Below are 21,739 nucleotides of genomic sequence, written 5' to 3' on the forward strand. Positions count from 1 at the left end.
AGGGCGGGGCTGTCGCCTCAACGCGCTACGCCTTCGCCGCCTTCAGCGGCCTCGCCGGGTCCGCCAGCAGCCGCGCGTCCATCGGCGTGCCCGACTCGATCAGCCGTCGCCCCTGGGCGAGATCCCTCGGCCGGCCCACCGCCAGGAGGGCGACGAGACGGTCGTCCCGCAGCCAGCAGACGCTCCACGCCGGGCCCGACGGGTCGCCGCGCCACAGGGTCGCGTCGGCGGCGGCGTGATGACCGGCGTACTGGACGAAGCGGCCGAACTGCTCGGACCAGAAGTACGGCACGGGGTCGTAGATCGCGGCGGTCTCGCCGAGGACGTTCGCGGCGACCGTGCGCGGGCCCTGGAGGGCGTTGTCCCAGTGGTGGACCAGCAGACGCTCGCCGTAGCGCCCCGAGGGGAAGGAGGCGCAGTCGCCGACCGCGTAGACGTCCGGCACGGAGGTGCGCAGGCGTTCGTCGGCGAGGACCTCGCCGTGCGCGCCGAGCTCGATTCCGGAGCCCGCCAGCCAGGCCGTGGCGGGCCGGGCCCCGATGCCGACCACTACGGCGCCCGCGGGCAGCCGTGAGCCGTCGTCCAGGACGACCGCGCCGGGCTCGACGCGCTCCACGCGCGTGCGCGTGCGCAGCCGGGTTCCGCTGTCCGAGTACCAGGTGGTCATCGGCGCGGCCACCTCGGCGGGCAGCGCGCCCGCGAGCGGCCGGTCGGCGGCCTCCACGACCGTCACCGCGCAGCCCGCCTCGCGCGCGGCCGTGGCGAACTCCGCGCCGATCCAGCCGGCCCCGACGACCACGATGTCGTGCTGTCGGGCGAGCACCGGCCGCAGCCGCTCGGCGTCGTCCAGGGTGCGCAGCAGATGCACGCCGGGGACCCCCTCCGCGCCCGGCAGCCGGATCGGTTCGGCGCCGGTGGCGAGCACCAGGACGTCGTACGGGACGGGCCCGGCCTCGGTGTCCAGTTCATGGTCGGCGGTGCGCACGCCCGCCACCTCGCGACCCAGGCGGAGGTCGATGCCGAGCGCCTCGAAGTCGACGTCGAAGGCGGAGCCCTCGGCCTTGCCGAGCAGTACGGCCTTGGACAGGGGCGGCCGGTCGTACGGCTGATGGGGCTCGGCGCCGATCAGCGTGATGGTGCCGGTGAAGCCCTGTTCGCGCAGGGCGACCGCCGTCTGCACACCGGCCATGCCAGCGCCGGCTACGACCACGGACCGCTGCGACTGCGTCGTCTGCTCGCTCACCTGATCACCATAGACAACTGACAATTTGTCAGTCAGGAGTCGTGCTCAGTGACCTGCTCCACAACGCTGGTGCCGCTGCCCGCCCGAGACTCCCACTCCCAGGTCTCCTCCAGCCGCACCCGGCCGTCGGCGAGCTCCACCACCGTCGACACACAGTGGCCGGACGCGGTCGTCCCGTCGCGCTTCAGCTGCACGTAACGGAAGTCCAGCCGGTCGCCTTCCCTCGCGCCCACCAGGTACCCGCGTACGACGTCGCCGCCCGCGTATTCGGCCCAGATCTCCCCGTCCTTCTCGTGGTAGGTGAACCGGGTGCGCGTACCCACCTGACCTGGGGCTTGGTCGGCGACAGGGGCGAGTACGAGACCGTCGAGCGAGCGGGCCATGACGACGAGCTCCCTTACAGAGGCGCGGAACCAAGAGCTAGGGTGGCCAACGTAAAGCACTCGCGGGAGCCCGGACGCACCGGGCTGAGAGGGAGGCTGGCGGCCTCCGACCGTACGAACCTGATCCGGGTCATGCCGGCGAAGGGAGGGGCTGGACGCCCATGTCGCCTACGTCCGACACAGCAGACGTCCTTGTCATCGGGGGCGGAGTCATCGGCCTTGTCACGGCCTGGCGGGCCGCACAGCGCGGCCTCGCCACGGCCGTCGTGGACCCCGAACCGGGCGGCGGGGCCGCACAGGTGGCGGCCGGGATGCTGGCCGCCGTCTCGGAGGTGCACCACGGCGAGCAGCCGCTGCTCGCCCTGAGCCTCGCCTCGGCCCGCCGTTACCCGGATTTCGCGGCCGAGCTGACCGATCTCACCGGCCACGGCCTCGGCTATCGCCGGTGCGGCACCCTCGCCATCGCGCTGGACGCCGACGACCGTGCCGACCTGCGCGAACTGCACGCGCTGCAACGGCAGTCGGGGCTGGAGGCCGAGTGGCTGTCCGGGCGGGAGTGCCGGCGCCTGGAGCCGATGCTCGCGCCGGGTGTGCGCGGCGGGCTGCGGATCGACGGGGACCACCAGATCGACCCACGGCGCCTCTCGCAGGCCCTGGTGACCGCGTGCGAGCTGGCCGGGGTGGTCTTCCACCGCTCGTGGGCCGAACGGCTGTCGGTGGTGCGGGAGCGGGCGGCCGGTGTCGTGCTGCGCGACGGCGCGACCGTGAGCGCGGGGCAGGTGGTCCTCGCGGCGGGCAGCCTGAGCGGTCGGCTCGCGGGCGTCCCGGACGGCGTGCTGCCGCCCGTGCGGCCCGTGAAGGGACAGGTGCTGCGGCTGTCCGTGCCCGAGCGGTACGCGCCGTTCCTGAGCCGCACCGTGCGGGCCGTGGTCCGCGGCAGCCATGTCTACCTGGTGCCTCGCGAGGACGGCGAACTCGTGGTCGGCGCGACCAGCGAGGAGCTGGGCTGGGACACGACGGTGACCGCGGGCGGGGTGTACGAGCTGCTGCGCGACGCCCATGAGCTGTTGCCGGGCATCAGCGAACTGCCGCTCACCGAGACGCGGGCGGGTCTGCGCCCCGGCTCCCCCGACAACGCGCCGCTGCTCGGCCCGACCGAGCTGGCGGGGCTGTCGCTGGCCACCGGGCACTACCGCAACGGTGTGCTGCTCACGCCGGTCACCGGGGACGCCATGGCGCACGTCCTGACCACCGGTGAACTCCCGGAGGAGGCCCGGCCGTTCACTCCCCGGCGCTTCGACGCCGCCGCACTCGTGGAGCAGCCCGCATGAGCGAGCAGATCACCATCGCCGTCAACGGCGAGCACCGGCGGATCGAGCCGGGCACCGTCCTGGACGCTCTCGTGCGCTCCCTCACCGCGGCGCCCTCCGGAGTCGCCGCCGCCCTGAACGAAACCGTCGTCCCGCGCGCGCAGTGGCCGTCGACGCCCCTCACCGAGGGCGATCGCGTCGAGGTCCTCACCGCCGTCCAAGGAGGCTGACCCATGGCCGACGATCCCTTTGTCATCGGCGACACGTCCTTCACGTCCCGACTGATCATGGGCACCGGCGGGGCGCCCAGCCTGGACGTCCTGGAGCGGGCGCTGGTCGCGTCCGGGACGGAGCTGACGACGGTCGCGATGCGCCGGGTGAACCCCTCGGTGCACGGGTCGGTGCTGTCCGTGCTGGAGAAGCTCGGGATCCGGGTGCTGCCCAACACCGCGGGGTGCTTCACCGCGGGCGAGGCCGTGCTGACCGCCCGCCTCGCGCGCGAGGCGCTCGGTACGGAACTGATCAAGCTGGAGGTCATCGCCGACGAGCGGACCCTGCTGCCGGACCCGATCGAGCTGCTGGACGCCGCCGAGACGCTGGTGGACGACGGGTTCACCGTGCTGCCGTACACCAATGACGATCCGGTGCTGGCGCGCAAACTGGAGGACGTCGGCTGCGCGGCGATCATGCCGCTGGGCTCTCCGATCGGTTCGGGGCTCGGCATCCGCAATCCGCACAACTTCCAGCTGATCACGGAGCACGCGCGCGTGCCGGTGATTCTGGACGCGGGTGCCGGTACGGCGTCGGACGCGGCGCTCGCGATGGAGCTGGGGTGCGCGGGTGTGATGCTCGCCTCGGCGGTGACGCGGGCGCAGGAGCCGGTGCTGATGGCCGACGCGATGCGGCACGCGGTGGAGGCGGGGCGGCTGGCGCACCGAGCGGGCCGGATTCCCCGGCGGCACTTCGCGGAGGCGTCGTCGCCGGTCGAGGGCATGGCACGGCTGGACCCGGAGCGCCCCGCATTCTGAACACGCGTTCGATGGAAAGCCTTCGGCCATGAGGCGTCCGTCACAGGTCCGCTTCAGTCCCGCCCCGATCCCGGCCGAACCGAGAGCCGTGTCAGTGTCGGCTCGTACACTCACCTGCGTGGATACGACCCTTCAAGACCCTCTGGTCGGGCAGGTGCTCGACGGCCGGTATCGCGTGGACGCGAGGATCGCGGTCGGCGGGATGGCCACGGTCTACCGGGCCGTGGACACCCGCCTGGACCGCGTGCTCGCGCTCAAGGTGATGCATCCCGCGCTGGCGGTCGACGGGGTGTTCGTCGACCGGTTCATCCGGGAGGCGAAGTCCGTCGCCCGGTTGGCGCATCCGAACGTGGTGCAGGTCTTCGACCAGGGCACCGACGGGTCGTACGTCTATCTCGCCATGGAGTACGTCGCCGGCTGCACCCTGCGTGACGTGCTGCGCGACCGCGGGGCACTCCAGCCCCGGGCCGCCCTGGACATCCTGGAGCCGGTGCTCGCCGCGCTCGGCGCCGCGCACCGGGCCGGGTTCGTGCACCGCGACATGAAGCCGGAGAACGTCCTGATAGGGGACGACGGCCGGGTCAAGGTCGCCGACTTCGGGCTCGTGCGGTCCGTGGACACCGTGACCAGCACCACCGGTGCCGTGCTCGGCACCGTCTCCTATCTCGCGCCGGAGCAGATAGAGCAGCCGGGCGCCGCCGACGCCCGCGTCGACGTGTACGCGTGCGGTGTCGTCCTCTACGAGATGCTCACCGGCGACAAGCCGCACGACGGGGACTCCCCGGCCGTGGTGCTCTACAAGCACCTGCACGAGGACGTCCCGCCGCCCTCGGCCGCCGTTCCGGGCCTGGCGTACGAGCTGGACGAGCTGGTCGCGTCGGCCACCGCCCGCACCCCGGACCTCCGCCCCTACGACGCCGTGGCCCTGCTCGCGCAGGCCCGGGAGACGCGCGCCGCGCTCAGCGAGGACCAGCTGGACGCGGTGCCGCCGCAGGCACTGTCGGCGGAGCACAGCAACGCGGACGACCGTACGAGCGTGCTCCCCCGGGCCCTGAACATCCAGCGCCCCCTGCCGGTGAACGACGACGAGCCCGAGGCCGTCTTCAACCGGACCAGCCGGCTGGAGTCCCCGCCGCCGCTACCGCCCCGGCGCCGGTCGCGCACCTCGCGCGCGCCGCGCGGGCCGCTCGTCGTGGTCGCCGCCGTCCTGCTGGCCCTCGGCCTGGGCGTCGGCATCTGGTACATCAACTCCGGCCAGTTCACCCAGGTCCCGCCGCTGCTGTCGAAGACCGAGGCGCAAGCCCGGGACCGGCTGGAGGAGGCCGGGCTCGACGTCGGCAAGGTGGAGCGCTCCTACAGCGACACCGTCAAGCGCGGCACCGTCATCAGCACGGACCCGAAGACCGGCGCCCGGATACGGCACAACGACTCGGTGTCGCTGGTCATCTCGGCCGGACCGAAGACGGTGAAGGTGCCCGACCTCCAGGGCTACCCGCTGGCCAAGGCGAGGAGCGAGCTGAAGGAGAGCGGCCTCCAACCCGGCATGGTCACGCGGGAGTTCGACGAGGACGTCACCCGGGGCTCGGTGATCTCCTCCGAGCCCGGCGACGGCACCGAGGTCCGCTCCGGCTCCGCGGTCGCGCTGACCGTCAGCAAGGGCAGCCCGGTCGACATCCCGGATGTCACCGGTGAGAGCCTCGCCGACGCGAAGGCCGACCTGGCGGAGACCGGTCTGAAGGTGAAGGTCGCCGCCGCGCGGGTCAACTCCGAGTTCGACGCGGGCCAGGTCGCCCAGCAGTCACCGGCGGAGGGCAAGCAGGCCGCCGAGGGCGACACCGTGACGCTCACGCTGTCCAAGGGCCCCGAGATGATCGAGGTCCCGGACGTAATCGGCGACAGCGTCGAGGACGCCACGGCCGCGCTGGAGGGCGCCGGCTTCGAGGTCGACGAGGACCGCGGCCTGCTCGGCCTGTTCGGCGACACGGTCAAGAAGCAGTCCGTGGAGGGCGGGGAGACGGCACCGAAGGGGTCGACGATCACGATCACCATCCGGTGACACGGTCCCGCCGGGGCCGGCCGGTGGTCGGGCGGTGATCGAGCGGGCCGGACCGCATGACACCCTGAACGGGTGAGAAGTCAGCAGTCCGGTACCGCCCTGACGGGCCCCTCCCGCAATCCCGTCGGCGGCCATGTCCCGGTGGCCGGCGGCCTCAGCTCCGTCGGGCTCACCTACGCCCACGACCTCAGGGCCGAGACGGTCCAGGTCTTCGTCGCCAACCCGCGCGGCTGGGCCACCCCGGCCGGGAATCCCCGGCAGGACGAGGAGTTCCGCGCGGTGTGCGAGGCCGAGTCGATCCCGGCCTACGTGCACGCGCCGTATCTGATCAACTTCGGCTCGCACACCGAGGCGACCGTCGAGAAGTCGGTGGAGTCGCTGCGGCACTCGCTGCGGCGCGGGCGGGAGATCGGCGCGCTGGGCGTCGTCGTGCACACGGGCAGCGCGACCGGCGGCCGGGAGCGCTCGGTGGCCCTGAAGCAGGTACGGGAGCACATGCTGCCGCTGCTGGACGAGCTGACCGACGACGACCCCTTCCTGCTGCTGGAGTCGACGGCCGGACAGGGCTTCTCGCTGTGCTCGCGCACCTGGGACTTCGGGCCGTACTTCGAGGCGTTGGACGCCCATCCGAAGCTGGGCGTCTGCCTGGACACCTGCCACATCTTCGCCGCCGGCCACGACCTGACCGGCCCGTCCGGGATGCACCAGACGCTCGACCTGCTGGTGGACACGGTCGGCGAGGGCCGGCTGAAGCTGATCCACGCCAACGACTCCAAGGACGTCGTGGGCGCGCACAAGGACCGGCACGAGAACATCGGCGCGGGTCACATCGGCGAGGACCCGTTCCGGGCGCTGATGACGCACCCGGCCACCGAGGGCGTACCGCTGATCATCGAGACGCCCGGCGGGAAGGAAGGGCACGCGGCTGACGTGGAGCGGCTGAAGAAACTTCGCGACGCGTAGACCGTTACGGAATACCCCAGGGGGGTATACGGTTCTTGCTCGGTGCAGGAACCGTGACCTGACATTGGGGGCACTCATGCGGCACGAGGCGCACACGGCACACGCTCACCACCACGAAGCAGCGGCCACCAGCAGCTGGGCGATGGCCGCCCAGGCCACCCTGCACTGTCTCACCGGCTGTGCCATCGGTGAGGTGCTGGGCATGGTGATCGGCACCGCGCTCGGCTGGGGCACCGTACCGACGTTGATCCTGGCGATCGCCCTGGCCTTCTTCTTCGGCTACGCGCTCACCCTGCGCGGCGTGCTGAAGGCGGGCGTCGGCCTGCGTGCCGCGCTCAAGGTGGCGCTGGCGGCGGACACCCTGTCCATCGCGGTGATGGAGCTGGTCGACAACGGTGTGATCGTGCTGTGGCCGGGCGCCATGGACGCCGAACTCACCGACCCGCTGTTCTGGTGGGTGCTGGCCATCGCGCTGGCGGTGGCGTTCGCGCTGACGACCCCGGTCAACAAGTGGATGATCGGCCGCGGCAAGGGGCACGCGGTGGTGCACCAGTACCACGGCTGACCAGGGACGGAGTCAGAGCTCGGGGCCGTCCCCGGGCTCCTCCTGGTACGAGTACCGCTGTTCCTTCCAGGGATCGCCGATGTTGTGATAGCCGCGCTCCTCCCAGAAGCCGCGGCGGTCGGCGGTCATGTACTCCACGCCACGGACCCACTTGGGGCCCTTCCAGGCGTACAGATGAGGGACGACCAGACGGAGGGGGAATCCGTGCTCCGCCGTCAGCAGTTCGCCGTCCTTGTGGGTGGCGAAGATCGCGCGGTCGGAGGCGAAGTCGTCCAGGCGGAGGTTGGAGCTGAAGCCGTACTCGGCCCAGACCATCACATGGGTGACGGCCGGCGCGGGCGGGGCGATCTCCAGGATCGTTCGGGCCGGGATGCCGCCCCACTCCGCGCCGAGCATGCTGAACTTCGTGACGCAGTGCAGATCGGCGACGACGGTGGTGTACGGCAGGGCCGCGAACTCCTCGTGGGTCCAGCAGTGCTTCTCGCCGTCGGCGGTGGCCCCGAACACCCTGAACTCCCAGCGTTCGGGACGGAACTTCGGGACCGGGCCGTAGTGCGTGACCGGCCAGCCGCGCTGCAACCGCTGGCCCGGCGGGAGCTCGGAGTGTGCTGCTGTTCCACCTTCGCGCTCCACCGGCTGACCCATGGCTCCATCCTGACAGACCGGAAGCAGTGCACCTGACCTCACCCTCCGCGATACCCGTCAAACCGGGCTAAGCATGCACTTACTTACTAAGTGAAGACTTACTGGACGATCTTTCCCGCCGGTGCAATCATGCGGCGCAACCTGCCAGTTCCCCCGCTTGGAAGGAGCCTCTGCGATGCAGGGCGACCCCGAGGTCCTCGAATTCCTGAACGAGCAGCTGACCGGCGAGCTCACCGCGATCAACCAGTACTGGCTGCACTACCGGATCCAGGACAACAAAGGCTGGACCAAGCTCGCCAAGTACACGCGTGAAGAGTCCATCGATGAGATGAAGCACGCGGACAAGCTCACCGAGCGCATCCTCATGCTGGACGGCCTGCCGAACTACCAGCGGCTGTTCCATGTGCGGGTGGGCCAGACGGTGACCGAGATGTTCCAGGCCGACCGACAGGTCGAGGTGGAGGCGATCGACCGCCTCAAGCGCGGTATCGAGGTGATGCGCACCAAGGGCGACATCACGTCCGCGAACATCTTCGAGTCGATCCTGGAGGACGAGGAGCACCACATCGACTACCTGGACACCCAGCTGGAACTCATCGACAAGCTCGGCGAGGCGCTCTACATCGCGCAGCAGATCGAGCAGCCGAGCTAGGCGGCTTCGTCGAGCTCTTCCAGCTCTTCGAGCTCGGAGAGCACCGGCTCACCCCGGTCGACCAGGTCGCGGCGCGGGCACGCGCCTCTGCCCAGGATTGCCTGAATACGGCGTACGCACGAGCCGCAGTCCGTACCCGCCTTGCAGGCGGACGCTATCTGGCGGGGGGTGCAGGCGCCGTCCTCCGCGTGCTTCTTCACCTGCTGCTCGGTGACCCCGAAGCAACTACAGACGTACACGCGGTTCACCTCCCGGCGGGATCGAAGTGCCATCCCCTTGATCGGTGAGGCTAACCTAACCTTACCCGTCGCACAGGAACCGTAAAAGTGGGGTGGGGCGCGGATCGAATGTGATCCGCGCCCCACCACTTGTTTGCTGAAGCATCCGGTAACAGGCGCCCCGGCTACTGGTCCCTGTACATCTCCGCGACGAGGAACGCCAGGTCCAGGGACTGGCTGCGGTTCAGGCGCGGGTCGCAGGCCGTCTCGTACCGCTGGTGCAGATCGTCGACGAAGATCTCGTCGCCGCCGCCCACGCACTCGGTGACGTCGTCGCCGGTGAGCTCCACGTGGATGCCGCCCGGGTGGGTGCCGAGGGCCTTGTGGACCTCGAAGAAGCCCTTGACCTCGTCGAGCACGTCGTCGAAGCGGCGGGTCTTGTGGCCGGAGGCCGCCTCGAAGGTGTTGCCGTGCATCGGGTCGGTCACCCAGGCCACCGTGGCACCGGACGCCGTGACCTTCTCGACCAGCTCGGGAAGCCGGTCGCGGATCTTGTCGGCGCCCATGCGGACGATGAAGGTCAGCCGGCCCGGCTCCCGCTCGGGGTCCAGGCGCTCGATGTACTGCAACGCTTCCTCGGCCGTCGTCGTCGGGCCGAGCTTGATGCCGATCGGGTTGCGGATCCGCGAGGCGAACTCGATGTGCGCGTGATCCATCTGCCGGGTGCGCTCACCGACCCACACCATGTGCGCGGAGACGTCGTACAGCTGCCCGGTGCGGGAGTCGACCCTGGTCAGCGCCGACTCGTAGTCCAGCAGCAGCGCCTCGTGCGAGGAGTAGAACTCGACCGTCTTGAACTCCTCCGGGTCGGCCCCGCAGGCGTGCATGAAGTTCAGCGCCTGGTCGATCTCGCGGGCGAGCTGCTCGTAGCGCTGGCCGGACGGGGACGACTTCACGAAGTCCTGGTTCCAGGCGTGCACCTGGCGCAGGTCGGCGTAGCCGCCGGTGGTGAAGGCGCGCACCAGGTTCAGCGTGGAGGCGGACGCGTGGTACATCCGCTTCAGGCGCTCGGGGTCCGGGACGCGGGCGGCCTCGTTGAAGTCGAAGCCGTTGACCGAGTCGCCGCGGTACGTCGGCAGGGTCACGCCGTCGCGGGTCTCGGTGCCCTTGGAGCGCGGCTTGGAGTACTGGCCGGCGATCCGGCCGACCTTCACGACCGGGACCGAGGCGGCGTACGTGAGCACGGCGCCCATCTGGAGCAGGGTCTTGAGCTTGTTGCGGATCTGGTCGGCGGACACCGCGTCGAAGGCCTCGGCGCAGTCGCCGCCCTGGAGGAGGAACGCCTCTCCCTTGGCGACGGCCGCCATCCGGGCGCGCAGCTGATCGCACTCGCCCGCGAAGACGAGCGGCGGATACGACTCCAGCTCCGCAACGACTGCGCGCAGAGCCTCAAGGTCGGGGTACTCGGGCTGCTGCGCCGCGGGCAGGTCTCGCCAGGTGTTGCCAGCGCTGGCGCTGGTCTTAGCGTTCACGGTCACGCCTCAACATTACGGGGTCGTGTCGGGCGTCCAGCCCCATGCCCAGCAATTGAGACACGAGGTACACGACTCGGACAGCGGACCTGGGGTAGGGTGCGGGGCATGTTCGCGCACTCGATCCAGAACTGGTGGTGGACCGCTCATCCGGCGGCCCGCTGACTGCGCGTACGAAGACTTCGCGAAGGCCGCCCGAGGGGCGGCCTTCGGTGTTTCCCGGGGTCGTTCCTCTCCACCGCATCCACAGATCCACGGAGAAGGAGCACGGACCCATGAACCTGCTCGGCTTGCTGGACGATCCCCGCCCGTTCGCCCTGCTGCGCCGTCGCACCCCGGGCCACGACCAGGAACTGATCGAGGTCCTCGTCGGCCCGGTCGCCACCTGCGACCGCCTCGCCGACCTCCCCGAGGAGGGCCTGGCGCTCGTCCCCTTCCGGCAGATCCGCGAGCGCGGCTTCGACGTCCGCGACGACGGCACCCCCCTGGCGGTGCTCACCCCCGAGGAGTCGTACGGCGTCCCGCTCGCCGAGGCCCTGGAACAGCTCCCGTCACACGACGTGCGCGTCGAGAACGGCGCCTTCGACGTGGCCGACGAGGAGTACGCGCAGATCGTCGGGCGGGTGCTGCGGGAGGAGATCGGGCGGGGCGAGGGCGCGAACTTCGTGATCCGGCGGACGTACGAGGGGGAGATCCCGGGGTTCGGGCGGGCCGACGCGCTGGCGCTGTTCCGGCGGCTGCTGGAGGGCGAGCGGGGCGCGTACTGGACGTTCGTGGTGCACACCGGGGAGCGGACGCTGGTCGGGGCCAGCCCGGAGGTGCACGTCCGGATGTCCGGCGGGACCGTCGTGATGAACCCGATCAGCGGGACGTACCGCTATCCCGCCGAGGGCCCGACGCCCGAGCATCTGCTCGGCTTCCTCGCCGACGGCAAGGAGATCGAGGAGCTGTCGATGGTCGTCGACGAGGAGCTCAAGATGATGTGCACCGTCGGTGACATGGGCGGGGTCGTGGTCGGGCCCCGGCTCAAGGAGATGGCGCACCTCGCGCACACCGAGTACGAGCTGCGCGGGAAGTCCTCGCTGGATGTGCGGGAGGTCCTGCGGGAGACCATGTTCGCGGCGACCGTCACCGGCTCACCGGTGCAGAACGCCTGCCGGGTGATCGAGCGGCACGAGGTCGGCGGGCGCGGGTACTACGCGGGCGCGCTGGCCCTGCTCGGCCGCGACTCCGGCGGGGCCCAGACCCTCGACTCCCCCATCCTGATCCGTACCGCCGACATCGGCCCCGACGGCGGGCTGCGGGTGCCGGTCGGCGCGACCCTCGTGCGTGGCTCGGACCCGGCGAGCGAGGTCGCGGAGACGCACGCCAAGGCGGCGGGCGTACTGGCGGCCCTGGGCGTACGGCCGGGTCGGCCGCGGGAGGAGCACGCGCGCGTACGTCTCGCCGACGACCCGCGCGTGCGTGCCGCGCTGGACGGGCGCCGGGCCTCGCTGGCCCCGTTCTGGCTGCGGATGCAGGAGCGGTCGGCGGAGCTCGCCGGACATGCCCTGATGGTCGACGGCGAGGACACCTTCACGGCGATGCTCGCCCATGTGCTGCGCGCCGGCGGCCTGGAGGTGTCCGTCCGGCGCTACGACGAGCCCGGGCTGCGGGACGCGGTGCTCGCGCACGAGGGGCCCCTCGTGCTGGGCCCCGGGCCGGGTGATCCCTCCGATCTGACCGACCCCAAGATGCGCTTCCTGCGCGACCTCACCGCCGAGGTCGTCGGCGGCCACCGGCACGGCGTGCTCGGCGTCTGCCTCGGCCATGAGCTGATCGCGGCCGAGCTGGGCCTGGACATCGTGCGCAAGGAAGTGCCGTACCAGGGCGCGCAGACCACGATCGACCTGTTCGGGCGGCAGGAGACGGTCGGCTTCTACAACAGTTTCGTGGCGCGCTGCGACGACGAGGCCCGGCAGGAGCTCGCCGCGCACGGCGTCGAGGTGAGCCGCGCGGACAACGGGGAGGTGCATGCCCTGCGCGGGCCCGGCTTCGCCGGTGTGCAGTTCCACCCCGAGTCGGTCCTCACGCTGAACGGGGCCGCCGTGGTGCGCGAGCTGGTGGCTCAGTTGCGCGGCACCAGCACGTTCTCGGAGCGGCGGCCCGCCGTGTAGTCGAGGACGTTCTTCAGCGTGGCCTCGACGATCTGACCGACCGCGTCCTCGGTGTAGTACGCCTGGTGCGAGGTGACCAGGACGTTCGGGAAGGTGACAAGGCGGGCCAGGGTGTCGTCCTCGATCGCCTGGAGGGACTTGTCGAGGAAGAACAGCCCGGCCTCCGCCTCGTAGACATCGAGGCCGACCCCGGTGAAGCGGCCCTCGCGCAGCTCGGCGACGAGGGCCGCGGTGTCGATGAGGCCGCCCCGGCTGGAGTTGACCAGGATCGCGTCGTCCTTCATCGCCCTCAGGGCGTCCGCGTCGATCAGCCGGCTGGTCTCCGGCATCAGCGGGACGTGCAGGCTGACCAGGTCGGACTCGGCGAGAAGGCGCTCCTTGGGGACGTAGCGCATGCCGAGCTGCATACAGGCGGGGTTCTCGGCGACGTCCCAGCCGAGCAGCTTCATACCGAAGCCGTGGGCGATGCGGGCGAAGGCCTCGCCGATCTTTCCGGTGCCGAGGATCCCGGCGGTCCGGCCGTGCATGTCGCGGCCCATCAGGCCGTCGAGGCGGAAGTCGAAGTCGCGGGTGCGCGTGGAGGCGCGCACGATACGGCGGTTCACCGCCATGGCGAGGGTCCACGCGAACTCGGCCACGGAGTACGGCGAGTAGTACGAGACCCGGGCGACGGTCATGGCGAGGCGGCCGGCGACCTTGAGGTCGATGTTGTTGAAGCCGGTGGAGCGCTGGGCGACCATCCGGGTGCCGCCAGCCGCGAGGGTCCCGAGGACGTGCTCGCCGAGGTCGCAGTTGACGCTCGTGCAGACGATCTCGTGGCCGGTGGCGATGGGAGCGGTGTCCCGGTTGAGGAAGACGTCCAGGCAGCGGATGTCGTGGTGGCCCTGGAAGGCCCGCTCGATCAGGGGCCTTTCGTCCGCCTGAACGCCGAAGGCGAGAATCTCCAAGGCTGCTCCCGTTTCACTGGGCCGTGGGCCGAATATACGGCCCACGGCCTCCCGGGCGCCCGGTGAGCCGAGGCGGGCCCGGACCTCAGCCGAAGAACACCCCGACCTCCTCGTACAGCTTCGGGTCCACCGTCTTCAGCTTGGCCGTGGCGTCCGCGATCGGGACGCGCACGATGTCCGTGCCGCGCAGGGCGACCATCTTGCCGAAGTCACGGTCGCGGACCGCCTCGATGGCGTGCAGGCCGAAGCGGGTGGCCAGCCAGCGGTCGAAGGCGCTCGGGGTGCCGCCGCGCTGGATGTGCCCGAGGACCGTGGTGCGGGCCTCCTTGCCGGTGCGCTTCTCGATCTCCTTGGCCAGCCACTCGCCGACCCCGGACAGCCGGACATGTCCGAAGGAGTCCAGCGACTGGTCCTTGAGGACCATGTCGCCGTCCTTGGGCATGGCGCCCTCGGCGACGACCACGATCGGGGCGTACGACGCCTTGAAGCGCGAGGTGATCCACGCGCAGACCTTGTCGACGTCGAAGCGCTGCTCGGGGATGAGGATGACGTTGGCGCCGCCGGCCAGTCCGGAGTGGATGGCGATCCAGCCGGCGTGACGGCCCATCACCTCACAGACCAGGACCCGCATATGGGACTCGGCGGTGGTGTGCAGCCGGTCGATGGCCTCCGTCGCGATGCCGACGGCGGTGTCGAAACCGAAGGTGTAGTCGGTGGCGGACAGGTCGTTGTCGATCGTCTTCGGCACACCGACGCAGGGCACGCCGTACTCGTCGGACAGCCGGGTGGCGACGCCCAGGGTGTCCTCGCCGCCGATGGCGATGAGCGCCTCGACCTCCTGCTTGGCGAGGTTCTCCTTGATGCGCCGGATGCCGTCCTCCTGCTTGAGGGGGTTGGTGCGCGAGGAGCCGAGGATGGTGCCGCCGCGGGGCAGGATGCCGCGCACGGCGGGGATGTCGAGACGGACGGTGTCGTTCTCGAGCGGACCTCGCCAGCCGTCCCGGAAGCCGACGAAGTCGTAGCCGTACTCCTGGACGCCCTTGCGGACGACGGCCCGGATGACGGCGTTGAGACCGGGGCAGTCGCCGCCTCCGGTCAGTACTCCGACCCGCATGGAAATGTCCCTTCGCCGCGGTTGCCTGGTGAGGCCACGCTAATGGTGAGCCAGGTCACAGCGGGATGGGTCGTACCGGCAATTCCGGTGAATGGCCGGGTGTCCGGTTTACGCGGCGTCAAGCCGACGCCGGTGGGTCACTCGTCGTCGAGTCCGCGCTCGATCGCGTACCGCACCAGCTCCACCCGGTTGTGCAGCTGGAGCTTGCCGAGGGTGTTCTGGACGTGGTTCTGGACCGTGCGGTGGGAGATGACCAGGCGTTCGGCGATCTGCTTGTAGCTCAGGCCCTTGGCGACGAGCCGCAGTACTTCCGTCTCACGTTCGGTGAGCTGCGGGGCGCCCGGCTGGTCGGTGTCCTGGGCGGCGGGCGCCGGTTCGGAGGCGAGGCGGCGGTACTCGCCGAGGACCAGACCGGCCAGGCCGGGCGTGAACACCGGGTCGCCGACGGCGGTGCGGCGCACCGCGTCCAGCAGTTCCTCCGTGGACGCCGACTTCAGCAGATAGCCGGTCGCGCCGGACTTCACGGCCTCCAGGACATCGGCGTGCTCGCCGCTCGCGGACAGGACCAGGACGCGCAGCGCCGGGTTGTGGCCGACGAGTTCCTTGCAGACCTGGACGCCGGGCTTGGCGGGCAGGTTGAGGTCGAGCACCAGGACGTCGGGGGCGGCGGCCTTGGCGCGGCGTACGGCCTGGTCGCCGTCGCCCGCCGTGGCGACCACGTCGAAGCCGGACTCGGTCAGGTCGCGGGCGACCGCGTCGCGCCACATGGGGTGGTCGTCGACGACCATGACCCTGATCGGGTCCTGCTGGGCGCTCGTGGTGTCCGTCATCGTTGCTCCGCCTTCCCCCGGGAAGCGCTGCTGTCCTTCGGTACCTTCAGTTCCACCTCGGTGCCCTGCCCGGGCACCGAGAGCAGCTCGGCGCTGCCGCCGAGGTCGCGCAGTCGTCCCCGGATCGACAGAGCGACTCCGAGCCGCCCCTCGCCCTCGGCCTGCGCGAGCCGGCCCTCGGGGATGCCGGGGCCGTCGTCCCGGACGGTGACGATCACCTCGTCGGGCTCGTCCTCGACGAGGATCCACGCGCGCGCGTGCTCCCCCGCGTGCCTGCGGACGTTGTCCAGGGCGGCCCCCACGGCGGCGGCCAGCTCGCGCGCGGCGACCGCCGGCAGCGGCACCGGCGCCCCCGGCTCGGCGAGGCTCACGCTCGCACCGGCGTAGGGGGCGAGCAGCGCGCGGACGTCGACGGGACCAAAGTCGTCGTCCGGCTCCCGCACGGCCCGTACGACGGCACCCTCGGCGGCGTCCTCCGACACCCGCGAGACGGGCACCAGCCCGCCCGAGACCAGGGTGCGCAGCGCCACCTCCTGCTCGCCGGCCATCCGGCCCAGCTCGGCCGCCTCGCCACCGATGACGGCGCCACGGCGCTGCACCATCGCCAGCACCTGGAGGACGCTGTCGTGGATGTCCCGGGCGAGGCGCTCGCGTTCCCGGGTCGCCGCCTCGATCTCCAGGGCGCGCGCGAGGGTGCGCTCGGAGGCGCGGGCCACCTCGACGACGTAGCCGATCGCGATGGAGGCGATCCAGACCAGCAGCACCATGTGGACGGTGTCGCGGGTCGGTACGCCGGAGCGGTGGACCAGGTTGGCGGCGGCGACCAGCGTGGAGGCGAAGGCCGCCCAGCGCCAGCCGCCCTTGATCGCGAACGCCAGCACGGAGCCGGCGGTCCATATCGACGGCAGCGTCGGTGCCCCGGCATCGATCCGCTCCGGTGACTCGGCGATGCGGGTGAGCAGGATCCCGGCCAGGGCGATGGTGAGGTCCGCCGTCAGGAAACGCTTGGTGCAGTTCGCGGCGTTGGCGACGCGTGGCAGCGTGGCCAGCGTCCACACGGACAGTACGGCGAAGTACGCGACGGCCACCCAGGGGCGGGCCACCTCGTCGTAGGCGCTGACGAAGAGTCCGATCGCGTACACCATCGTCAGCACCCGGTATCCGGTGAGCGCACGCCACAGCGGCTGCTCCACGGACATGCGCATGACCCGCTCACGCTCGGCCACGGCCCCCCACCCCCCTTGTCATCGGGCCCCCCGGCCCGCTACTTCTCCTGCTGGGCCTTCTTCGCCTGTTCCTTCTCGGCCTTTGCCGCGTCCGCGATCTGCCGCTTGGCGGCGGTCGCGTACATGTCGACGTACTCCTGGCCGGAGAGCTTCATGATCTCGTACATGACCTCGTCGGTCACCGCGCGGAGCACGAACCTGTCGTGCTCCATCCCCTGGTACCGGCGGAAGTCCAGGGGCTTGCCGATCCGGATGCCGGGGCGCATCAGCTTGGGCATGACCTTCCCCGGCGGCTGGATCTTCTCCGTGTCGATCATGGCGACCGGAAGCACCGGCGCCCCACTGGCGAGCGCGACCCGCGCGAGGCCGCCGGGCTTGCCCCGGTAGAGCCGGCCGTCGGGCGAGCGGGTGCCCTCGGGATAGATGCCGAACAGCTCACCGCGCTCCAGGACGTCGAGGCCGCTCTTGACGGCGGCCTCACCCGCGCCGCGCGCTCCGGAGCGGTCCACGGGCAGCTGACCGACGCCCTTGAAGAAGGCCGCCGTCAATCTGCCCTTGACGCCGGGGGTGGTGAAGTACTCGGCCTTCGCGATGAAGGTCACCTTGCGGTCGAGGACCGCGGGCAGGAAGAACGAGTCGGAGAACGAGAGGTGGTTGCTCGCCAGGATCGCGGGGCCCTCGGCGGGAACGTTCTCCAGACCCTCCACCCAGGGCCTGAAGGCGACCTTCAGCGGTCCCCCGATGGTCACCTTCATCGCGCCGTACAACAACCGAGTGCCTCCTGTTTGTGTCGCTCAGACCTTAACCCGGAGCGCTGTCAATGAGCCCGACGGCCCTGGTCGGTGTCAGTGCGGTCGCGTACGGTGAAGGACACCTGCTGTATCGATCGGCGGCTCCGCCGCGTGGGTTCATCTCGTCGCACCCGTCCATGCCGTCCCTCTCATGAACAGGAGACCGTAAGGTGCCGGTCCTTCCTGGAGCCGAGCCGTACCGCCACGAGGGCGGGGAGGTCGGGGTCCTCCTCTGTCACGGCTTCACCGGTTCCCCGCAGTCGCTGCGCCCGTGGGCGGAGTATCTCGCCGAGCGCGGGCTCACCGTCTCGCTGCCGCTGCTGCCGGGGCACGGCACGCGCTGGGAGGACCTGCGGCTCACCGGCTGGCAGGACTGGTACGCCGGGGTGGACCGCGAGCTGCGCAACCTGCGCGACCGCTGCGAGCGGGTCTTCGTCGCCGGGCTGTCCATGGGCGGCGCGCTGGCCCTGCGGCTCGCCGCGAAGCACGGCGCGGAAGTCGCCGGCGTCATGGTCGTCAACCCGGCGATCAAGGTGCACGGAGCGGCCGCGTACACCCTGCCGGTCTCCCGCCACTTCGTCCGTACGGTGCCGGGGATCGCCGGCGACATCGCCAGGGAGGGCGGTGTCGAGATCGGGTACGACCGGGTGCCGCTGCACTCGGCCCACTCGCTGCGGCTCTTCTTCCGACAGGTCGACGGCGAACTGCCGCAGGTCACGCAGCCGCTGCTGCTTCTGCGCAGTCGGCAGGACCACATCGTGCCGCCCGTGGACTCCGCGCGGATCCTGAGCCGGGTGTCCTCCACGGACGTAACGGAGATCGTGCTGGAACAGAGTTATCACGTGGCGACGTTGGACCATGACGCGGACCGGATCTTCGAGGAGAGCCTCGGATTCATCGGCCGGGTCGCGACCGGTGTCGGCAGAGAAGGGACGACCGCAGGTGGCTGAGCACGACTCCGACCGCGAGAGGCGCGAGGACCGCGACGATCGCGAGCCGGAAGAGCAGCACGTCCCGTTCGACGAGGACGCCGCCTGGGCCGCGATCGTCGCCGGCTACGGCGACGAACCGACCGACCCGCCGGGCGCGAAGCCGTTCAAGTCCATCGAGGACCTGGCGTTGCCGGACTCCGGAGCGAACGACGAGACGAGCGGCGGGACGGACAGGAGTCCGACGGCCGAGAAGACCGAGACCGGCGAGCGGGCCGAGCAGCCCGAGCAGCGGGACGAGCCCGGCGAGGCCGAGCCTGCCAAGCCGCTCGGCAGCTCGGTGTCGTTCGCGCCCGGCGTCGGTGGCCCCCGCGACTACAGCGTGCCCGAACCGTCCGAGGACGACTTCGACGTCGACGACGAGGGCCACTTCGTCCCGCCGGAGCCGCCGCCGCTGCCCGCCGCCGACCCGACCGCCAAGTTCGCCTGGCTCGCGGTGATCGGCGGGCCGGTCCTGCTGCTGCTCGCCGTACTGCTCGGCTGGGACATGACCTGGTGGCTGGCCACGCTCGGCATCGGCGGGTTCCTGGGCGGGTTCGCCACGCTGGTGATGCGGATGAAGACGGACGACGAGGACGACGACGATCCGGGGCGCGGAGCCGTCGTCTAGGACGCCGGGATTCTGAGGGCGGCCAGGACCGGAAGATGGTCCGTGGCCGCCCTCAGGTCGGTCTGGGTGATGCCGGGATACCCGACGGGCACTCCGCAGCCGAGCACCTCGACGCCCTCGGCGGCGAAGATCGCGTCGATGCGCTGGTGGGGGTCGAGCGGGGTCGAGGTGTACTCGTCGCCCCAGGGTGCGGTGGCCCAGCAGTCCTGGAGGGCCCCGGCCAGGCGGCGGAAGGTGCGGCCGGTGGGGCGGTCGTTGAGGTCGCCGCCGGCGACCGCGTGCTCCACCCCCATGCCGGCGAGGCGGTCGAGCAGCATGCCGGCCTGTTCGTAGCGCTCGTCCTTCTGGAGCGAGAGGTGGCAGCAGAGCACGCCGAGGCGGGCGCCGCCGAAGCGGACGACCGCCGTGGCGAAGCCGCGCCGGTGCTGACCGGGGGTGAGCGGGAGCAGCACGTCCTCCGAGAACTCCACCGTGGCCCGGAGGTTGCACAGGATCGCGGGGCCCGCGGCCGTGGCACCGCCGGTGAGGATCACCAGGTTCGACGCGCGGGCCAGGCGGGAGAGCTTCTTGCGCCAGCGGAAGAAGCGGGGGGCTTCCTGGATGAGGACCAGATCGGGGTCGCAGGCGCTGATGACACGGGCCAGGGCGGCTGTGTCGTCGCGCATGGAGCGGATGTTGTAGCTGAGGACGCGGACGACCGCGGAACCGTCGGGGTCGGTCTGGGACTCGGGCAACAGCGCCATGTGGATCAATGTACGCCCGATGGCTCGGGGCGCGAGGCCGGTGCGCGACAGCCGGTTCGTTGTGGCTGGTCGCGCAGTTCCCCGCGCCCCTGAGGGCCGGCAAAGGCCCTATGGACCGAGAAGCCGGCTACATGATCGGGTCGGGCTCGCGGGCCAGGTCCGCGGCGCCCACCAGCCCCGCCTCGTTGCCCAGTTGGGCGGCGATGACGTCGGCCACCGGACGCCAGTTGCCGCCCACCAGCCAGCGCTTGTAGGACTTGCGGATGGGGTCGAGGACCAGTTCGCCCTCGTCCGAGAGGCCGCCGCCGACGATGAAGGCGGACGGGTCGAACAGGGACGCCAGGTCGGCGAGGCCGGCGCCGGCCCAGCGGGCCAGCTCGCGGTAGGAGTCGACGGCGACCGGGTCGCCCTGGCGGGCGGCCATGGAGATGTGCTTGCCCTCGATGCCCTCGGGGCTGCCGTCGCCCAGGCCGAGCAGGATCTCGGCGTTCTCCGGGGTGGCGTTGGCGCGCTGCTTGGCGTAGCGCACGAGGGCGCGGCCGGAGGCGTACTGCTCCCAGCAGCCCTGCGAGCCGCAGCCGCACAGCAGGCCGTCCGGCACCATGCGGATGTGGCCGAACTCGGCGGCCACGCCGTAGTGCCCGCGGCGCAGCTTGTTGCCGATGATGATGCCGCCGCCGAGACCGGTGCCCAGCGTGATGCAGATGACGTTGCGGTGGCCCTTGCCGGCGCCGAACTTGTACTCGCCCCACGCGGCCGCGTTGGCGTCGTTCTCCACGACGACGGGGAGGCCGACGCGGGCCTCGACCTTCTCCTTCAGCGGCTCGTTGCGCCAGTCGATGTTCGGCGCGAAGTAGACCTCGGAGCGCTGCCGGTTCACGTAACCGGCGGCGCCGATGCCCACGCCGACGATCTGGTGCCCGGCCCGTGCTCCCTCGACGGCGGAGGCAATGGCGTCCACGATCCCGTCGGGCGTACCCGGGGTCGGCACCTTGTGGGTCGAGAGGATGTTGCCTTCCTCGTCGACCACACCGGCCGCGATCTTGGTACCGCCGATGTCGACGCCGATGGTGAGTCCCATGAATCCCTCAGTTTCGGTCGAGCCCCGCTACGGCCAACCGTACCCGAGGCCCTCCCGAGGGATTCCCGTCGTCCGCCCGGCGGACCGGCTCGCAGAGGGGGTCGTGCTCCGCGTGGTGCTCCGTCAGTCGAGGTCGATGCGCTGGCCGGGGCCGGTGCCCTCACCCGGGTCGCGCTTGTCGTCGTCGAGTTCGTCCAGTTCCTGGGTGTCGTTCGGGCCGCTCGTCCAGCGCCGTTCCTGGTTCTGGACCGCGGAGCGGTAGGCGGCGAGGAGTTCGTTGCCGGCCGCCGCGAGGTGGTCGAAGACGTCCGGGTTGCGGTCGATGACGGGGTCGACGGCGGCCTTGGCCTGCTGCACGACCTGCTTGACCACCTGCTGGGCGGCGGGGCCGGCGACCGAGCCGAGCAGCGGGGACTGGATCGTGGACAGCTTGTCCGCCACGGCGTCGACGAACTTGCGCAGCTCTTCGGCGGCCGAGCCGGGCGGCGTCCCGTACTCGGCGCGGCGGCGGGCCTTCTCCTCGGCGAGGTCCTCGGCGCACGCCGTCGCCCAGGCGTCGGCGTCGGTCGCCCGTACCTCGTCGACGGCCTCGGGCTCGGTGGCGTCGGACGGGGGGAGCTCTTCGCTCATGACGGACTCCTGACTACGGTTCGTCTC

General features: G+C 71.1%; 24 protein-coding genes and 1 riboswitch. Of the genes, 11 read left to right on the forward strand and 13 right to left on the reverse strand.

Going from position 1 to position 21,739, the window contains the following annotated elements:
* Window positions 1–25: 25 nt before the first annotated feature.
* Both ACIQWG_RS08060 and ACIQWG_RS08065 read right to left on the reverse strand, forming a co-directional pair.
* Complete coding sequence (locus tag ACIQWG_RS08060) at window positions 26–1,243, reverse strand: NAD(P)/FAD-dependent oxidoreductase (protein WP_404091868.1); 1,218 nt, start codon at window positions 1,241–1,243, stop codon at window positions 26–28.
* Window positions 1,244–1,275: 32 nt separating this feature from the next.
* Window positions 1,276–1,626, reverse strand: coding sequence for a hypothetical protein (locus ACIQWG_RS08065; RefSeq protein ID WP_404091871.1), 351 nt, complete (start codon window positions 1,624–1,626; stop codon window positions 1,276–1,278).
* 52 nt (window positions 1,627–1,678) lie between these two features.
* Window positions 1,679–1,790: riboswitch (TPP riboswitch) on the forward strand.
* On the opposite strand from ACIQWG_RS08065, the gene thiO reads away from it, so the two are divergent.
* The 6 genes from thiO (at window position 1,788) to ACIQWG_RS08095 (ending at window position 7,548) form a co-directional block, all read left to right on the forward strand.
* Window positions 1,788–2,957, forward strand: a complete 1,170-nt coding sequence (gene thiO / locus ACIQWG_RS08070; RefSeq protein ID WP_404091874.1) for a glycine oxidase ThiO — start codon at window positions 1,788–1,790, stop codon at window positions 2,955–2,957. It overlaps the preceding riboswitch by 3 nt.
* Window positions 2,954–3,166, forward strand: coding sequence for a sulfur carrier protein ThiS (gene thiS, locus ACIQWG_RS08075; RefSeq protein WP_404091876.1), 213 nt, complete (start codon window positions 2,954–2,956; stop codon window positions 3,164–3,166). The genes thiO and thiS overlap by 4 nt, the downstream gene beginning before the upstream one ends.
* 3 nt (window positions 3,167–3,169) lie before the next feature.
* Window positions 3,170–3,964 (forward strand): thiazole synthase, encoded by a 795-nt coding sequence (locus ACIQWG_RS08080; RefSeq protein WP_404091878.1) that lies wholly within the window; start codon window positions 3,170–3,172, stop codon window positions 3,962–3,964.
* A gap of 118 nt (window positions 3,965–4,082) precedes the next feature.
* On the forward strand, window positions 4,083–6,020 hold the full coding sequence (pknB, locus tag ACIQWG_RS08085; protein WP_404091881.1) for a Stk1 family PASTA domain-containing Ser/Thr kinase: 1,938 nt from the start codon (window positions 4,083–4,085) through the stop codon (window positions 6,018–6,020).
* 72 nt (window positions 6,021–6,092) lie between these two features.
* Window positions 6,093–6,983, forward strand: coding sequence for a deoxyribonuclease IV (locus ACIQWG_RS08090; protein WP_404091883.1), 891 nt, complete (start codon window positions 6,093–6,095; stop codon window positions 6,981–6,983).
* 76 nt (window positions 6,984–7,059) lie between these two features.
* Window positions 7,060–7,548: a DUF4396 domain-containing protein gene (locus ACIQWG_RS08095; RefSeq protein WP_404091884.1), complete on the forward strand. Its 489-nt coding sequence runs from the start codon at window positions 7,060–7,062 to the stop codon at window positions 7,546–7,548.
* A gap of 12 nt (window positions 7,549–7,560) precedes the next feature.
* Here the strand turns inward: ACIQWG_RS08095 and ACIQWG_RS08100 are convergent, their stop codons facing one another.
* Complete coding sequence (locus ACIQWG_RS08100) at window positions 7,561–8,193, reverse strand: sulfite oxidase-like oxidoreductase (RefSeq protein WP_404091887.1); 633 nt, start codon at window positions 8,191–8,193, stop codon at window positions 7,561–7,563.
* 175 nt (window positions 8,194–8,368) lie between these two features.
* Between ACIQWG_RS08100 and bfr the strand changes: the two genes are divergently transcribed.
* Window positions 8,369–8,845, forward strand: coding sequence for a bacterioferritin (bfr, locus tag ACIQWG_RS08105; protein ID WP_383417062.1), 477 nt, complete (start codon window positions 8,369–8,371; stop codon window positions 8,843–8,845).
* Here the strand turns inward: bfr and ACIQWG_RS08110 are convergent.
* Together ACIQWG_RS08110 and ACIQWG_RS08115 are read right to left on the reverse strand one after the other, a co-directional pair.
* Window positions 8,842–9,117 carry a bacterioferritin-associated ferredoxin gene (locus ACIQWG_RS08110; RefSeq protein WP_404091890.1) on the reverse strand — a complete coding sequence of 92 codons (276 nt, stop codon included), beginning with the start codon at window positions 9,115–9,117 and terminating at the stop codon, window positions 8,842–8,844. The genes bfr and ACIQWG_RS08110 overlap by 4 nt on opposite strands.
* A gap of 131 nt (window positions 9,118–9,248) precedes the next feature.
* Window positions 9,249–10,601 (reverse strand): class II 3-deoxy-7-phosphoheptulonate synthase, encoded by a 1,353-nt coding sequence (locus ACIQWG_RS08115; protein WP_404091891.1) that lies wholly within the window; start codon window positions 10,599–10,601, stop codon window positions 9,249–9,251.
* A gap of 102 nt (window positions 10,602–10,703) precedes the next feature.
* On the opposite strand from ACIQWG_RS08115, the gene ACIQWG_RS08120 reads away from it, so the two are divergent.
* Window positions 10,704–10,760 (forward strand): trp operon leader peptide, encoded by a 57-nt coding sequence (locus ACIQWG_RS08120; protein WP_079033853.1) that lies wholly within the window; start codon window positions 10,704–10,706, stop codon window positions 10,758–10,760.
* Window positions 10,761–10,870: 110 nt separating this feature from the next.
* Window positions 10,871–12,751, forward strand: coding sequence for an anthranilate synthase family protein (locus ACIQWG_RS08125; RefSeq protein ID WP_404091893.1), 1,881 nt, complete (start codon window positions 10,871–10,873; stop codon window positions 12,749–12,751).
* Here the strand turns inward: ACIQWG_RS08125 and ACIQWG_RS08130 are convergent.
* From ACIQWG_RS08130 to ACIQWG_RS08150, 5 genes are all read right to left on the reverse strand, one after another.
* Entirely contained in the window at window positions 12,703–13,698 is a 996-nt protein-coding gene (locus ACIQWG_RS08130; RefSeq protein ID WP_404091896.1) for a 2-hydroxyacid dehydrogenase, read from the reverse strand. The two genes, ACIQWG_RS08125 and ACIQWG_RS08130, sit on opposite strands and share 49 nt — an antisense overlap.
* 85 nt (window positions 13,699–13,783) lie before the next feature.
* A complete protein-coding gene (locus ACIQWG_RS08135) occupies window positions 13,784–14,812 on the reverse strand; it encodes a 6-phosphofructokinase (RefSeq protein ID WP_404091898.1) in 1,029 nt (342 codons plus the stop codon).
* A 137-nt stretch (window positions 14,813–14,949) separates the two neighbouring features.
* The gene (locus ACIQWG_RS08140) at window positions 14,950–15,642 is read right to left on the reverse strand and encodes a response regulator (protein WP_404091901.1); all 693 of its coding nucleotides are present in this window, start codon (window positions 15,640–15,642) and stop codon (window positions 14,950–14,952) included.
* The gene (gene macS / locus ACIQWG_RS08145) at window positions 15,639–16,868 is read right to left on the reverse strand and encodes a MacS family sensor histidine kinase (RefSeq protein ID WP_404091903.1); all 1,230 of its coding nucleotides are present in this window, start codon (window positions 16,866–16,868) and stop codon (window positions 15,639–15,641) included. The genes ACIQWG_RS08140 and macS overlap by 4 nt, the downstream gene beginning before the upstream one ends.
* Before the next feature lie 38 nt (window positions 16,869–16,906).
* Window positions 16,907–17,623: a lysophospholipid acyltransferase family protein gene (locus tag ACIQWG_RS08150; protein ID WP_404091906.1), complete on the reverse strand. Its 717-nt coding sequence runs from the start codon at window positions 17,621–17,623 to the stop codon at window positions 16,907–16,909.
* A 206-nt stretch (window positions 17,624–17,829) separates the two neighbouring features.
* On the opposite strand from ACIQWG_RS08150, the gene ACIQWG_RS08155 reads away from it, so the two are divergent.
* On the forward strand, window positions 17,830–18,609 hold the full coding sequence (locus tag ACIQWG_RS08155) for an alpha/beta hydrolase (RefSeq protein ID WP_404091907.1): 780 nt from the start codon (window positions 17,830–17,832) through the stop codon (window positions 18,607–18,609).
* A complete protein-coding gene (locus ACIQWG_RS08160; protein ID WP_404091910.1) occupies window positions 18,602–19,258 on the forward strand; it encodes a hypothetical protein in 657 nt (218 codons plus the stop codon). The genes ACIQWG_RS08155 and ACIQWG_RS08160 overlap by 8 nt, the downstream gene beginning before the upstream one ends.
* Here the strand turns inward: ACIQWG_RS08160 and ACIQWG_RS08165 are convergent.
* The 3 genes from ACIQWG_RS08165 to ACIQWG_RS08175 form a co-directional block, all read right to left on the reverse strand.
* Entirely contained in the window at window positions 19,255–20,001 is a 747-nt protein-coding gene (locus tag ACIQWG_RS08165; RefSeq protein ID WP_404091912.1) for an endonuclease/exonuclease/phosphatase family protein, read from the reverse strand. The genes ACIQWG_RS08160 and ACIQWG_RS08165 overlap by 4 nt on opposite strands.
* Before the next feature lie 127 nt (window positions 20,002–20,128).
* The gene (locus ACIQWG_RS08170) at window positions 20,129–21,082 is read right to left on the reverse strand and encodes an ROK family glucokinase (protein WP_383417090.1); all 954 of its coding nucleotides are present in this window, start codon (window positions 21,080–21,082) and stop codon (window positions 20,129–20,131) included.
* 123 nt (window positions 21,083–21,205) lie between these two features.
* Window positions 21,206–21,712 (reverse strand): DUF5304 domain-containing protein, encoded by a 507-nt coding sequence (locus tag ACIQWG_RS08175; RefSeq protein WP_404091915.1) that lies wholly within the window; start codon window positions 21,710–21,712, stop codon window positions 21,206–21,208.
* Window positions 21,713–21,739 lie beyond the last annotated feature (27 nt).

It is taken from the genome of Streptomyces sp. NPDC098781, assembly GCF_044759995.1.
Classification (GTDB): domain Bacteria; phylum Actinomycetota; class Actinomycetes; order Streptomycetales; family Streptomycetaceae; genus Streptomyces.